13 protein-coding genes are annotated in these 14,106 nt (G+C 64.4%); 5 read left to right on the top strand and 8 right to left on the bottom strand.

The features are described 5' to 3' along the window. Positions 1-152: 152 nt before the first annotated feature. Positions 153-2,258: a S9 family peptidase gene (locus tag GWG67_RS35875; RefSeq protein ID WP_275174410.1), complete on the bottom strand. Its 2,106-nt coding sequence runs from the start codon at positions 2,256-2,258 to the stop codon at positions 153-155. Positions 2,259-2,408: 150 nt separating this feature from the next. Here GWG67_RS35875 and GWG67_RS35870 point away from each other — a divergent pair, with 150 nt between their 5' ends. Both GWG67_RS35870 and GWG67_RS35865 read left to right on the top strand, forming a co-directional pair. After that, on the top strand, positions 2,409-3,845 hold the full coding sequence (locus GWG67_RS35870) for an MBOAT family protein (protein WP_275174409.1): 1,437 nt from the start codon (positions 2,409-2,411) through the stop codon (positions 3,843-3,845). Continuing rightward, positions 3,845-4,981: a hypothetical protein gene (locus GWG67_RS35865; protein ID WP_275174408.1), complete on the top strand. Its 1,137-nt coding sequence runs from the start codon at positions 3,845-3,847 to the stop codon at positions 4,979-4,981. Before GWG67_RS35870 ends, GWG67_RS35865 begins: the two co-directional genes overlap by 1 nt. Positions 4,982-5,093: 112 nt before the next feature. On the opposite strand, the gene GWG67_RS35860 is transcribed toward GWG67_RS35865, so the two are convergent. The 3 genes from GWG67_RS35860 to GWG67_RS35850 all read right to left on the bottom strand — a co-directional run bounded on the left by GWG67_RS35860 (position 5,094) and on the right by GWG67_RS35850 (position 9,071). Then, positions 5,094-6,281 carry an alanine--glyoxylate aminotransferase family protein gene (locus GWG67_RS35860; protein ID WP_275174407.1) on the bottom strand — a complete coding sequence of 396 codons (1,188 nt, stop codon included), beginning with the start codon at positions 6,279-6,281 and terminating at the stop codon, positions 5,094-5,096. Positions 6,282-6,389: 108 nt separating this feature from the next. Continuing rightward, positions 6,390-7,130 carry a thermonuclease family protein gene (locus tag GWG67_RS35855; RefSeq protein ID WP_275174406.1) on the bottom strand — a complete coding sequence of 247 codons (741 nt, stop codon included), beginning with the start codon at positions 7,128-7,130 and terminating at the stop codon, positions 6,390-6,392. A 213-nt stretch (positions 7,131-7,343) separates the two neighbouring features. Then, complete coding sequence (locus GWG67_RS35850) at positions 7,344-9,071, bottom strand: hypothetical protein (protein WP_275174405.1); 1,728 nt, start codon at positions 9,069-9,071, stop codon at positions 7,344-7,346. 426 nt (positions 9,072-9,497) lie between these two features. Between GWG67_RS35850 and GWG67_RS35845 the strand changes: the two genes are divergently transcribed. Next, complete coding sequence (locus GWG67_RS35845; protein ID WP_275174404.1) at positions 9,498-10,346, top strand: caspase family protein; 849 nt, start codon at positions 9,498-9,500, stop codon at positions 10,344-10,346. 119 nt (positions 10,347-10,465) lie between these two features. Here GWG67_RS35845 and GWG67_RS35840 read toward each other — a convergent pair whose 3' ends face one another. The 3 genes from GWG67_RS35840 to GWG67_RS35830 all read right to left on the bottom strand — a co-directional run bounded on the left by GWG67_RS35840 (position 10,466) and on the right by GWG67_RS35830 (position 12,960). After that, positions 10,466-11,353, bottom strand: coding sequence for an efflux RND transporter periplasmic adaptor subunit (locus GWG67_RS35840; RefSeq protein ID WP_275174403.1), 888 nt, complete (start codon positions 11,351-11,353; stop codon positions 10,466-10,468). A 228-nt stretch (positions 11,354-11,581) separates the two neighbouring features. Next, on the bottom strand, positions 11,582-12,706 hold the full coding sequence (locus GWG67_RS35835) for a beta-propeller fold lactonase family protein (RefSeq protein WP_275174402.1): 1,125 nt from the start codon (positions 12,704-12,706) through the stop codon (positions 11,582-11,584). A gap of 122 nt (positions 12,707-12,828) precedes the next feature. Beyond that, positions 12,829-12,960 (bottom strand): hypothetical protein, encoded by a 132-nt coding sequence (locus GWG67_RS35830; RefSeq protein WP_275174401.1) that lies wholly within the window; start codon positions 12,958-12,960, stop codon positions 12,829-12,831. Positions 12,961-13,099: 139 nt separating this feature from the next. Here GWG67_RS35830 and GWG67_RS35825 point away from each other — a divergent pair, with 139 nt between their 5' ends. Further along, entirely contained in the window at positions 13,100-13,276 is a 177-nt protein-coding gene (locus tag GWG67_RS35825; RefSeq protein WP_157642977.1) for a hypothetical protein, read from the top strand. 96 nt (positions 13,277-13,372) lie between these two features. Then, a complete protein-coding gene (locus GWG67_RS35820) occupies positions 13,373-13,495 on the top strand; it encodes a hypothetical protein (protein ID WP_275174400.1) in 123 nt (40 codons plus the stop codon). Between the two features lie 60 nt (positions 13,496-13,555). Here the strand turns inward: GWG67_RS35820 and GWG67_RS35815 are convergent, their stop codons facing one another. Then, the gene (locus GWG67_RS35815) at positions 13,556-13,894 is read right to left on the bottom strand and encodes a hypothetical protein (protein ID WP_275174399.1); all 339 of its coding nucleotides are present in this window, start codon (positions 13,892-13,894) and stop codon (positions 13,556-13,558) included. Between the last annotated feature and the right edge of the window lie 212 nt (positions 13,895-14,106).

The raw sequence follows: 14,106 nt of genomic DNA, 5'->3' as shown, positions 1-14,106 counted from the left end.
CCTGGCGAAAGCCAGGACCCATTACCCCAGGGAGTAGTTTGGCGAAGACTTGGAGTCGTCGTGTTTTCGCGCGGTACTGACACCGATCTTTATCGGATAGATCACGCGGTATGGGTCCCGGCCTTCGCCGGGACGACAGCGCAGGGTGTCGCTTACACCCCCGCCTCCGCCATTCCCGCCGCCCACAGCGCGAACGCGTAGACGATCGCGACTTCATCGAGCCGGTTGAAGCGTCCCGAGGCGCCGCCGTGGCCGGCGCCCATGTTGGTGCGGAGCAGGACCGGGCCGCCGCCGCTCATCGTTGCGCGCAGGCGCGCGATCCATTTGGCGGGCTCCCAGTACGTGACGCGCGGATCGGTCAACCCGCCCATCGCCAGGATCGCGGGATAGTCTTTCGCCGCGACATTGTCGTAGGGCGAATACGACAGGATGGTGCGGAAATCCTTTTCGCTCTCGATCGGGTTGCCCCATTCTGGCCATTCCGGCGGCGTCAGCGGCAGCGTGTCGTCGAGCATCGTGTTGAGCACGTCGACGAACGGCACTTCGGCAACGATGCCGGCGAACAATTCACCGGCACGGTTCGCGACCGCGCCCATCAACATGCCGCCGGCCGATCCGCCGTGGCCGACGATGCGTTTTGCACTGGTGTATTTCGCATCGATTAGCGCGCGGGCGCTGGCCGAGAAGTCGTCGAACGAATTCGTCTTCTTCTCGCGCTTGCCGTCGAGATACCAGCCCCAGCCCTTGTCGGCGCCGCCGCGGATATGGGCGATGGCGTAGACGAAGCCGCGGTCGACCAGCGACAGCCGGTTGGCGTTGAACGAGGCCGGCATCGCCATGCCGTAGGAGCCGTAGCCGTAGAGCAGCAACGGCGCCGCGCCGTCGAGAGTGAGCCCGCGGCGGTGGAGGATCGACACCGGCACCTCGGCGCCGTCATGCGCCTTCGCCATGATGCGCGTCGTGACGTAGTCGCTCGCATTGTGGCCGGACGGAATCTCCTGCCGCTTGCGCAGGGTGCGCGTCCGCTTGAGCATGTCGTAGTCATAGACCTCCGACGGCGTCGTCATCGACGAATAGGCGAAGCGCAGTGTGGTCGTTTCGAATTCGTAGGAGCCCATCGTATCCAGCGAATAGGCCGCCTCGTCGAACGCGATGGCGTGCTCGTCCTTGGTCGTGAGGTCGCGGATCACAATCGACGGCAGAGCATTGGCGCGCTCCAGCCGCACCATGTGGCCGGCATAAAGATCGAGATCGATGATGTAGATGCCGGGACGATACGGGATCAGATCGCGCCAATTCTTGCGCTCGGGTGAGGCGAGCGGCGCGGTGACGATCTTGAAGTCGATGGCTTCGTCGGCGTTGGTGAGGATGAAGAGTTCGTCGCCGCGGTCGGCGAGCGAATATTGCACGCCTTCCTCGCGTGCCGCGACCAGGCGCGGCGGTGCGTCGGGGTGGGCGAGGTCGATCAGCCGCTGCTCGGAGGTCTCGTGGTCGCCGCCCGCGATGACGCAGAAGCGGCCGCTGGTGCTCTCCTGCAGATGGGTGAACCAGCCGGAATCCTGCTCTTCGTAGACCAGCGTGTCGTCGACCTGCCGAGTGCCGAGCTTATGCCGCCACACCTGCATCGGCCGGTGATTGTCGTCGAGCTTCACGTAGAAGAACGACGTGGCGTCCTTGCTCCAGACTACGCCGCCGTCGGTTTCCTCGACGACGTCATCGAGGTCCTTTCCGGTCGCCCAGTCGCGCACGCGGATCGAGAAATATTCCGAGCCCTTGGTGTCGGCGCTCCAGGCCTGCAGCCTGTGGTCGTTCGAGTGCCGGCTGCCGCCGAATTTGAAATATTCATGGCCTTTGGCGAGCGCATCGCCGTCGAGCACGATGTGGCCTTCGCCGCCATCGCGCGGCATGCGGCCGAACAGCTCGTGCTGACCACCTTCGCGGAATTTGCGGAAATAGGCGAAGGGACCATCCGGCGACGGCACGCTGGAATCATCCTCCTTGATCCGCCCCCGCATCTCGCGCACCAGCGTCTTCTGCAGGGCTGCGGTGTGGCCGAGCAGGCTCTCGGTGTAGCCATTTTCTGCGTCGAGATATTTGCGGATGTCGGGATCGAGCACCGCGGGATCGCGCAGCACCTCCTGCCATTTCTCGTCCTTCAGCCAGGCATAATCGTCGGTCACGGTTATCCCGTGCCGCGTGAAGGAATGCGGCCGGCGCGGGGCGACGGGGGGCTGGGAAGGTGTTCTGGCTTGTGTCACTCGATCCTCATTCAGATGCGTCCTGCCTTATATCGTCCCGATTCCGCGAATTGCCAGCGCTACAGCGCCAAGGACCGCGCCAAGTCGCCGGGTTGTTGATCGGCCCCTTCTATGCTTTAGGCTCCCTATCCCCGCCGCCGGTCCAGCCTGATGCTGTTCAATTCCTACCCGTTCATCCTGCTGTTCCTGCCTGCCGCGCTGGCTGGCTATTTCTGGCTCGGGCGGCGCAGCAATCTGGCCCCGGTGATCTGGCTGGCGGTGGCCTCGCTCACCTTCTATGCCATCGGCAACTGGCAGTTCGTCGCCCTGTTGCTGATATCGATCGCCTTCAACTATGGCATCGGCCACCTCCTGATCGTGGCGAACCTTGCTCCGTCGCAACGAAAGGTGGCACTTGCCGTCGGCGTCGCCGGCGACCTCCTCGTGCTTGGCATCTTCAAATATGCCGGCTTCGTCACCGAGAACATCAACGCGCTGGCCGGCACGCACTTTGCGGTCCACATCCTGCTGCCGGTCGGCATCTCCTTCTACACATTCACCCAGATCGCGTTCCTGGTTGACGCATGGCGCGGGCAGGTCGCGGCCTACGCACTGCCGCATTACGCGCTGTTCGTGACATACTTTCCGCATCTGATCGCGGGGCCGATCCTTCACCACAAGGACATGATCCCGCAATTCGAACGGGAGGAAACCAAGCATCCGCACGGGCATCTGATCCTGTGCGGCCTCATCATCTTCGCAATCGGCCTCTTCAAGAAGACGTGCCTTGCCGACGGCATCCAGCCGCTGGTCGCGCTCGCCTTCGATGCGCGCGCGCCGAGTTTTGATCAGGCCTGGCTTGGCGCGCTCGCCTACACCTTCCAGCTCTATTTCGACTTCTCCGGCTATTCGGACATGGCGATCGGAATATCGCTGATGTTCGGCATCTTCCTGCCGGTCAATTTCAACTCGCCCTACAAGGCCACCAGCATCGTCGAATTCTGGCGGCGCTGGCACATGACGCTGTCGCACTTCCTGCGCGACTATCTCTACATCCCGCTCGGGGGCAACAGGCGCGGCCGCGTGCTCCGTTATGTCAATCTGATGCTCACGATGCTGCTCGGCGGGCTCTGGCACGGCGCGGCCTGGACTTTTGTCATTTGGGGCGCGCTGCATGGTGCCTATCTCTGCATCAATCACGCCTTCAACGCGCTGGTGCCGAGTGTTCCGAAGTTGCTCGCGCGCCCAACTCGGGTCGCCGGGGCCGCGCTGACATTTCTCGCCGTCGTTGTGGCCTGGGTATTCTTCCGTGCCGAACGGGTCGATTGGGCCATGCGGATTCTGAATGCGATGGCCGATCCCTCGAACATCGTCTTCGGGCGCGAGGAGATCGCGGCGTCGGTGATGGTCGCAATTTATGCGGCGCTGGTGTGGCTGGCGCCGAACACGCAAGGACTCATGGGGTACGACCACGCCAATCGCAGGGTCGGCGAGGGCCTGATGGCCGGACGGATGCGGCCGCTGGTCCTGTATGGCGCGTCGCTGGTGCTGGCGCTCGGGATCTTGGGCATCCAGAGCCACAGCGAATTCATCTATTTCCGGTTCTGATGCGGGGCGCGTTCACACATCCAGGGCGTCTTCTCTTCGCGAGCATCGCGTGCGTGCTCGGGGCGGCGGCGCTCACCTATGTCATCGATCCCCTGCAGCTGTTCCGGCCCTCGCGTCTCATCGCGCCGTTCTATTCCGATGACACGCGCGTGCAGAATGCAGGGCTGATCCGCAGCCAGTCGTTCGACGCGGCCTTCATGGGTACCTCGCTCGCGATCCATTTCCGTCAGAGCGACATCGACCATGCGCTTGGCGTGCACTCGCTGAAGTTGGCGATGACCGGCTCCAATTCGCGCCAGCAGGGCTTTGTGCTGGAGCAGGCAATCGACCGCGGCGCAAAGCGCGTGATCTGGCAGATGGACGATTTCATCTTTGTCGATGCGGCCGACATCGAGACGGATCCCTATCTCTCTGCCGATCTCTATCGCGGGACGGCAAAAGGCATCGCGTCGTATCTGTTCAGTGCGGCCATGGCGAAGGAATCCCTGTTCGCATTGCTCCGGTCGGTTCCGCCGTTGCGGCAGCCGCTGACCCGGGCGGCGCCTTTTCTGCCAATCAAGTTTGCGCTTGAAGACGTCGACGACATCTATGCGCTGCCGCGGGATGTCGACGTCGCGCGCGCCTATAATGCGAAAAGGACGCTCGCGGCCTTCGCCTATATCACCGATCCCGTACGCAGCCGATTTCTCGGCGAAGGCTATCGTTACGACGCCATGGTGCGGCATTTCGAGCATGACGCCGTCGGCCTGATCGCGCGCCATCCGGACGTGACCTTCGACATCTACTTCCCGCCCTATTCGATCCTGCAATTCGTCGCGATGCGCGATGCTTCGCCTGCGACGCTGAAGATCGTCACCGACATCACCGCCGTCATGGCGCAGCGCCTGACCCAGCTTCCCAATGTGCGCCTGTACGATTTCCGGGCGATCAAGGACGTGACGCACGACCTCGACAACTACGGCGACGTCATCCACCATTCGCCGATCGTCGATGCGAAGGTGCTGTCGTGGCTGGCGCACGGGGAATATCGGGTCGATCCGAAGGCGCCACTTGCGTCGCTGGATGAGTTGAAGGCGCAGGTTGAAGCGTATCGGCTAAAGCAACCGGGTCGTCCCGGCGAAGGCCGGGACCCATAACCCCAGGGAGGAGTTTGGCGAAGACTCGGAGTGAAACGGTCCTCGGTACTGCGACCGCGCTCTGTCGATAGATCACGCGGTATGGGTCCCGGCCTTCGCCGGGACGACAGGTTTACGCCGCCACCTCTTCGCCGAGATACGCGATCGCCGCTTCGAGCCCGCCTTTGCCGTGCGGGATCTTCAGCGCATTCAGCCCGACCTCGATCACCCCCAACGTGCCGAGCAGCATCGGGGCGTTGACGTGGCCCATATGGGCGATGCGGAAGGCTTGTCCCGAGAGATCGCCGATGCCGGTGCCGAGCACGACGCCGCACTTCTCCTTGCAATAGCGTTGCAGGATTGCCGGATCGTGGCCGTTGCTCATGGTCACCGTGGTCACGGTGTTGGAGCGTTCGCTGGCTTCCGCGACGTTGAAGCCGAGCACCTGGCCTTCGGACCACGCGCCGACCGCGCGGCGCGCGGCTTCGCCGAGCAGGCTGTGACGGCGGAAGGCGTTCTCCAGTCCTTCCTCGTGCAACAAGTCGATCGCCTGGCGCAGCGCGAACAGCAGATGTACCGGCGCGGTGCCGGCATATTTGCGATAATGCTCGCTGCCTTCGCGCTCGCTCCAGCTCCAATAGGGCGTGCTCATGTTGGCGGTCTTCTGCACCTCGAGCGCGCGCGCATTGGCCGCGACGAAGCCGAGGCCGGGCGGCGTCATCAGGCCCTTTTGCGAGCCCGACATCGCAACGTCGATGCCCCATTTGTCCATCTCGAACGGCATGCAGCCGAGCGAGGCGACAGTGTCGACCATGTACAGCGCCGGGTGGCCGCTCGCCTTGATCGCCTTGCCGATCGCCTCGATGTCGTTCTGCACGCCAGACGCGGTGTCGACCTGGACGACGACGACGGCCTTGATCGTATGCTCCTTGTCGCGGCGCAGGCGCTCCTCGACCTCGTGCGGCCGTACCGCGCGGCGCCAGTCGCCCTTGAGCACCTCGACCTCGGCACCCATCAGGGAAGCCGCATTGCCCCAGCCGATCGCGAAACGGCCGCTCTCGAGCACCAGCACCTTATCGCCGCGCGACAGCACGTTGCTCAGCGCCGCTTCCCAGGCGCCGTGCCCGTTGGCGATGTAGATGTAGGACTTGCCCTTGGTCGCAAACAGTTTCGAGATGTCACTAAGCAGGCTCTCGGTCAGATCGGTCATCTGTTTGGAGTAGATGTCGATCGCCGGACGATGCATCGCCCGCAGCACCTCGTCGGGCATATTGGTGGGCCCGGGGATGGCCAGAAATTCCCGGCCCGCGCGAACGGTCATTGCTGTTGGTCCTTATTGCCTGAGAACAGGATCGGTGGGTCGCTGATTTACACTTTTACGCGGCGCTGCGGTGCAAGAAAAGGCCGGAAAACGCAGGTCTGACGTGGGCTATCTCTTAGTCTCGCGGCAGCCCGCAGCTTCGGCTTCCTCCACCGAGCAGAACCAGCGCGTGCCCTTGCTGATCTTCATCTTGATCTGGGTGTACCAACGGCTGGTCGGCTGGTGATAGATGCACTCGCCGGCGGTGTTGACATTGCCCTTGATGGTGCAGTCCGGCGAGGGCGCGACCGGGCCCGAGGCCGAAGCGAGCAGGATCGCATGCGCGCCGTCGGGCGGCTTGGTGGCGCCGAGGATGGTGGTCTTCTTGTTGCGCACGCGCCAGTCCCAGGGCGCGATGAAGGCGCCCTGCCACATCCCGGCTTTGGCCTCCCGTGCGGCCTTCTCGTCCGCCTCATAGTCGTGCGACATGCGGGTGTAGGCCAGCGCCCAGCCTGTGTGCACCAGCCATTTCTGGATGTCCTCGCCGCCGACATCGCAGCGCGCCACGGTGCGGCCGCGCCGGTCGATCGACCTCGCATGGCAGGCCCAGCTCTTGCCGTCGGCGTATTTGGCGAGCTCGTCGCGGGCCGCGATGCCGCAGGTCCAGCGCTCGCCCTTGTTGTTGAGGCAGAGCTGGTCGACCGCGGGCGCGTCGATGCCGCCGAGCCTGATCCGCGTGTTGCCGATCACCACCGCGTCGCCGGCGCGAACCTTTGCGGTGCCGGTGATGTCGGCGGCCTCAGCCGGCGACGGCAAGCCGGGCAAGGAGAAGCCAAGCAATGACAGCGCAATCAGGAATTTTCGCAACATGCCGGTCCGCGTGTGATGGAAATTGCGATAGACCCCGCAATTGTGGTCGGCTTTTGTTCGCCCGGCCAGCATAAGCCTGGCACTTGGGCTTTCAACTTCCCGTCATCGGGCGAAGTTTTTGTAGGGTGGGTTAGCCGAAGGCGTAACCCACCTCTTTCGTCTCCACGGCGGCAGAAGTGGTGGGTTACGCTTCGCTAACCCACCCTACCAAACCTATCCCCGCGTCATCGCCCGCTTGGCCACCGCCAGCCCCATCAGCACGAACGCCGATGTGACCTCCGGACCGCCGACCAAAATCCGCGTCGGCGTCTTCATCTTGTTCCATTCATAGGCGCGGAACGGGCCGCGGCGGCCGCCTTCGCCGAGGCTCGTGACGATCACGTTCAGCGCCGGCGCAAAGGCGCGCGGGTCGGCGCCGAGATGGCCGAGCGCGATCAGGGCGAGCGCTGCGTCGAACACGTTCATCTCGGCGGCCATCAGCTCGCCCTTGACGTAGGAGAGCACGCGGTGGCGGATGAAATCGAAATCGCCGTCGGGGTCGATGATCGCCTGCGCCGCCAGCGGCAGCGCCAGGAAGGCGGCGTAGCAGCGGCCGAAATAGGCGCTGTAGAGCTCCGGCAGATAATAGATGTGCGAGCGCGGATTGGCGAAGGCGCCGCTCGCCGCCAGCCGCTTCTGGAAGCCGATGATGCGATGAACGGTGGCGAGCCGCGCCGGTGTCTCCAATACTTTCCAGCGCGCGAGGTTGCGGAAGCTGACCTCGAGAATGTCGAGATTGAGCGTCGGATCGAGATCGTTGCCATAGGGCCGCTCGCCCTTGAGGTTGTCGATCCAGGTCGCAACCCCGCCCTCGTAGTCGATATTGTCGTTGATCGGCACGGTCACGCGCGGCTCGTTGACGCCGGCCCGCACCTGATAGCCCGCATAGAAATCCAGCAGCGGCTGGTCGAGGATCGGATCGGTGCAGCCGGCCTGCGTCGCGGCGGAGATCGAGCACGCCGTGGTGTCGCAATCCGGCACGTAGACGCCGAAACCGAGGTCCTGCTTGATCTGGGCGAAGTAGCGCGAGAAGCGCGGATGCGGTGCGGGCGCGAGCGCGGTGATGACGTTGAATCGCGCCCCGTCGATGCCCTCGACCTCTTCGCGGCTGATGTTGACGCAGAAATCGACCATGTCGGCAACCGCGCGCTCCGCCGCCATCTTGTCGGCGAGCGAGGCCAGCCCTGTGTCGACGTAGCTTAACAGCGCCTCGATGAAGAACGCGTCGTAATAGGCCGAGCGGTGGCGGATCTGCACCGGCTCCCACATCGGTTCGGCAACCCCTCGCCAGGGCGGATTGACGACGGCGCGCGCCGGCGTTCGCGCGATGAAAACACGGGCGAGGTTGAACAGCAGCGAGGAGTTCTTGTAGCCGCGCGCGTTGAGACCCGTGAGCGCCATGGTCAGCTCGCGCCCGCGGAAATCGGGATCGCCGATCAGGTTGAACGCGGCGTAGGTCGGGAGAAAACCATTTTTGCGGTACGAGCCCAGCAGATGCTGCGCGCAGTCGCGGATCACACCGTCGATCTGCGATTGTTGCGGCGTGGCGCCGGTGAACATGGCCGGCGGCGGCTTGGGATGATCCAGCGCGATGCTGTCGACGAGATCGGCGACAGGCTGGCCGACCGCCGCCCAATCGGGCTCGGTCTCGTCGCGGGCGCGCACCAGCGCCTGGCGCAGCCGGGCCAGTTTGCCTTCGTCGCGCAGCTCGGGCAGTCCGGCCCGGCGGAGCAGCACCCGCAATGCGGGATTGCCGAGCGCGGTCTTGTAGAACTTGGCCAGATGCGGATCGCCGCTGGCCGCAACGGCCAATACGGGATCGCAAACGTCGTAAAGCGAGGGGCCGTCCTTCCGCGCCGTCAGCGCCCGGCAGGCGGCGCCGGCAAAATATTGAAAGCTCATGAAATACCTGGTCGCGGGAATTTGGCCGAGGGCGCCGGCCGGCACGCTCCCAGCCGCGCGCCACCCCCTGCAAGTCGTTGAAAAAGCTACCCGGATTCGCAGGAAATACAAATGTGATGATGGTCACAGAAAAAGCCGGCACGAAGCCTGCATAATCAGGCTCCGGAAGGCTACGGGGACGCAAAAAAATCACACATTGGGCAGTGAAAATTAACTCATGTTTCCAGTGGCTTAGCTCAAATTTTCGGCGATCTATTGCGGGGGAGGCGATATCCGGTTAAGGGTTTGTTTGGTGCGGCGCCGCAAATTGCGCGCAATTCGGGGGCACACCCCCGGCCAATCCCTCAAACCCAAAGACGCTATCGCGCTACTCAAACAGTGTGCGCGTGCTTGGCTGGTCTTTGGCACTGACAGGAATGACGCGAGATGAATGTAACGCAGCTCGACATTTCCCGACGCACGATCGCGGTGGCCGCAGCCCTCATCGGCACGGTCTCGCTCGTGATCGGCGCCCATGCTGCCCTCAACATGCGGGCGCTCGATGCCGCCAAGGCCGTTTCGACCGACCAGGTCACCGGCTCGATCGGCCAGGCCTCGCGTCTCGCCCTCGTCATCGGCAATGGACATTACCCCGACGCCACCGCGCCTCTGACGCAGTCGATCAACGACGCCCGCGCGCTGTCCTCGTCGCTGCGCAAGAACGGTTTTGACGTCGACATGGTGGAAGACGCGACCAAGGACGACATGGTCCGCGCGGTCAATCGCCTGAAGTCCCGGATCAAGCGCGACACCGTCGTCATGCTGTTCTTCGGCGGCTACGGCGTGCAGGCCGGCCGCGAGAGCTACATGCTGCCGGTCGATGCCGCGATCTGGAAGGAAAACGACGTCCGCCGCCAGGGCATCTCCATCGAGGGCGTTCTCGACATGATGAAGGAGCAGGGCGCCAAGGCCAAGCTCGTCGTGGTCGACGCCTCCCGCCGCAACCCCTACGAGCGCCGTTTCCGGTCCTACAGCCACGGCCTCGCGCCGATCAGCGCGACCGACAATGCGCTGATCCTCTCCTCGGCTTCGCCCGGCAAGGTCGTCGACGACGGCAAGGGCGAGCACAGCGTGCTGGTCAGCGAGTTCCTCAACAACCTCAATGCGCAGGGCAGCGCCGAGAGCGTCTTCAACAAGACCCGCCTTGCCATCTCCCGCGCCAGCGAAGGCGACCAGGTCCCGTCCGTCTCGTCCTCGCTGCTCGAGGACGTCCATTTCGGCGAAGCCGGCGGCTAGTTTTTCTTAGGTCTTGTAGGGTGGGCAAAGGCGCAACGCGGCGTGCCCACCATCTTTCCAAAATCGCTGACAGAATTGGTGGGCACGCTTTCGCTTTGCCCACCCTACGAGACCGCCTGCTACTTCGCCGCTTCCGCGGCCATCACGGTGCGCACCGGATCGCCTTCGCGCAGCAGCGCGCCGGCGCGGGCGACGACGATATCGCCTTCATTGAGGCCGTCACGAATCTCGATATTGCCGCCCGACATCAGCCCGACCTCGACACGCTTGGTCTCGACGCGGTTGCGGCGGATCACCTGCACGACGGTGCCGGCGGAGGAATATTGCACCGAGGTCAGCGGCACCGCGACGTTGCAGCTCTGCCCGGACTTGATCAGCGCGCGGCCGCTCGCATTCAGCAACAGCCGCTTCTGTGAGGAAATGCCGATATAGACCACGCCCTGCTGGATGTTCGGCTCGACCGTCGGGCCGATGCGGCGCACCTTGCCGTCGATGTCCCCGGCGCCGGCGATGCGCACGGTCGCCACCTGGTTGACCGCGAGCTTGCGCATATCGCTGGTCGCGACCAGGGCGACAAGATCGTACTCGCTCCGCGCCACGATCGTGAACAGCGCCTCGCCTTTGGCGGAGGCGAGGTTGCCGATCTGCGCGGTCGACGTGGCGATCACGCCTGCCACGGGGGCGGTGACCTGAAGCGTGCCGCCCTCGGGCAGCGCCAGCCGCGCCAGCACCTGGCCTGCGGTGGTGGTGTCGCCCGCTTCCGCCAGCACCTCCGTCACCTTCAGGCCGGGCCGCTCCGGCCGCACCGAGCTTGCCTCGCGCGCGATGATGGTGCCGGTGCCCTCGACGATGTCGGAGAAACAGGATTTTGCGACCTTCAGCACCGTGACCGCCGGACCCTTGGGCGCGTCGTCATCGGCGGCGGCAGCGGGCTGGGCGGACAGCAACAGCAGTCCGGTGAGCGCAACGAGATGTCTGGAAACAGAACGCGCAGGCAATGAACGCATGGGTCATTCCGGTTGGGGCCTTGACGGCCTCATCGTTAGCAGAAGCGATCGCTGCGAGCCAAGGGCACATAAGGGCCGGCCGGATGAGAATGCCGCAGCAGCACGGGCGGCGCGATGCCGCCCGTTGAATTAGTCGCCGCACAAGCAAAGAGGTTCGCCGGTGGTCGCCGCCCAATCAACTCGTCATGTCCGGCCCGGCCATGACGACGAGGAGGTATCAGCTCCCCCTCACGGCAGGCTCAAGAACTCCACCCAGTTCGGCTTCTTGCCGGTGGCGTAGGATTTCAGCTTGGTCAGCGCGCCGCTGCTCTGGTCGATGGCATAGACCGTCATGCTGTCGGAGAGCTCGCCGACCGCGGCGAGGTAGCGCCCGCTGGGATCGATATGAAAGCCGCGCGGTTGCTTCTCGGTCGGCACGCTGCCGATCGTGGTCAGCTTGCCGGTTGTCGCATCGATCTTGTAGGCGGTGAGCGTGCTGGTGGTGCGCTCGGAGGCGTAGAGGAAACGGCCGTCGGGGGTGACGTGGATGTCGGCGGCCCAGGGCTTTCCGGTAAATCCTTCGGGCAGCGCGGTGGTGCGCTGGATCTCGTCCAATGCGCCGCCTTTCGCCTCATAGGCGAACGCCGCGACGTCGCCATTCAGTTCGTGGAGGAGGTAGACGAACTTGCCGTTGGGGTGGAACACGAAATGCCGCGGCCCCGATTTCTCCGGCACCTTGTGAGCCGGCGGATCGCTCGGCGTGAGCGTACCGGTCGTGGCATCGAACGCGAAAGCCAGGATCTGGTCGGAGCCGAGATTGGTCGCGAACGCGAAGCGGTTGTCGGGCGAGGGCAGGACGGCGTGCGCGTTCAGCCCGGTCGGGATCACCTGCTTCGGCTCGCCCACGACGCCGGTGGCAAGCAGTGGATTCAGCGCGACCTTGTTGCCGCCATAGGAGGCGCTGAGCAGGAATTTGCCGCCGCGGTCGAAGGCGATATAGGCCATGCTGTCGGCGAGCGGGCCGTTGCCGATATGGCTGAGCTGGCCCGTCTTCGGATCGATCGCAAAGCTCACCGCGAGAAACGGCTGCGAGCGAACGCCGGCGATCAGCACGCGATGATCGGGCGTGATCGCGAGCGGCGTCGAGGAGCCGGGCTTTTCGACGCCGGTGAAGGCGGCCGTCTGCACGGGCGTCATCTCGCCGCTCTCGGCCATCTTGAACACGCTGATGTCGTTGCTGTCGGCGTTGCCGACATAGGCGAAGGTGTCGGCCATGCCGGCGCGGACTCCAGAAATGAGAGTGAGGAAAGCAAGCGTGGCGGCGATCGCGGCGCGGGGTACGCCGGATCTGATGCGTCGGGTCGGTCTCAACATGGGGTCCCTCCTGGATGCCGGTGCGGCATTTGTCGTTTTGCCGGCGAGGATAGCGGCAGCCGCCCCGCCGCACCAAATTCCAATTGGGATCGATCGATGCCGAAATGGTATCGGTCGGAGGCTTACCGTATCGCCGCCGTGCGGGAGGGCAGATGGGGCCCGGGCGGGGTGTCGGGCGGCCCGAGCACGGTCCACACGGTGACCGCGAGCAGCGCGCAGGTCAGGATCGTCCAGACGACGAGTCGTTTCCGCATCAGGCCGAATCCGTCAGTCATATGAATGAGAATGCTCCCGGGGAGCGGGCCTGGCGATCGTGCACTGCAAATCGCGGCGATCCTATGAACTCGTTCACAGGCGAAGCGAACCAATGCCGCGCGAGCGCATTGAACCGGCATGCCCCGTGAAAACGATCTTGAAGGTAAGCCCGACATGGGCGGCAAGCATGGCGGTCAGGCCGGCCAGCCCAAGTCGCCGCCGCGCCCGCGTCAGGGCGAGCGCGATGAGGACGTCGTGGCAAAGCGCCACACCGGCCAAACCGATCCCAACTCCGCGCCGACCAAACCAAAATAGCACCTCGCCCGGGCCGCCCGCGCACCGGGAACGGCAGCCTCGCCTTGCCGTTACCCTGATCCCGCGGGCGGAGCAGATCGAAACGGAGGCTGGCACGTGTTTTGGATTTATTGGAACACCGCCTGGTCGCTGATCATCAGCGGCATCATGTTCGCCACCATCGTCGCCCATCCCGACTCCGAGTTCGTCGAGATCCACGCGGCCAAGCAGGCGAAGTGACCCGCAACTTTGATCAGCCGCCCATGCTGCGCCGCGCCCTGAACACCGGAATTCGTAATCTCAGGTCATGCTGCCGGGCATGAAGCAGCGGATCATGGCGCGGCCGTTGATGTAGTACGGCCAGACCATGGTGCGGCCGGCGCGGTTCGGCTCGGTGATCACGGTGTCGTCGGGTACCTCGATCCAGTCGCCCAGAAGTCGGACGCGATAATGTCCATCTCTCGTGTCCCAGTCGACGTCGTCCAGCGCCGTGCCGTCAGCGTCGGCACAGCAGGGACCGCCGCCCTTGCTGCGCAGGCTCTCGAACCAGCCCTTGAGGGGAGAGTTCGCGTAGCGACCGTCGTCGCGGGCCTGCACGGATGGGCCGATCATGGCAGCAACCGCTACGAGAGTGATCATCCTGAATGCCGGGATCGCCATATCGCCTCGCTCGATCTCGTGCGCGCACGAGCGCAGACGAACAGCCGCCCGCTGCACGTGACACAATGCCGGCTGGCGCCCGCCGATCGGGTTCCAGCCGTCTCAGCGGGGCAACCGCGAGGGTCGATGATTGATCCTATTTTCAAGGGCGAACTCATCGGTGCCACGAGTCCGCGCCCTGCTTCAGCTCT

Origin of the sequence: Bradyrhizobium sp. CSS354, assembly GCF_029051725.1 — a bacterium.
Taxonomy (GTDB): Bacteria; Pseudomonadota; Alphaproteobacteria; order Rhizobiales; family Xanthobacteraceae; genus Bradyrhizobium.
Note: the sequence above shows the minus strand (reverse complement) of the source record. Positions and strands in the feature narration are given on the sequence as shown.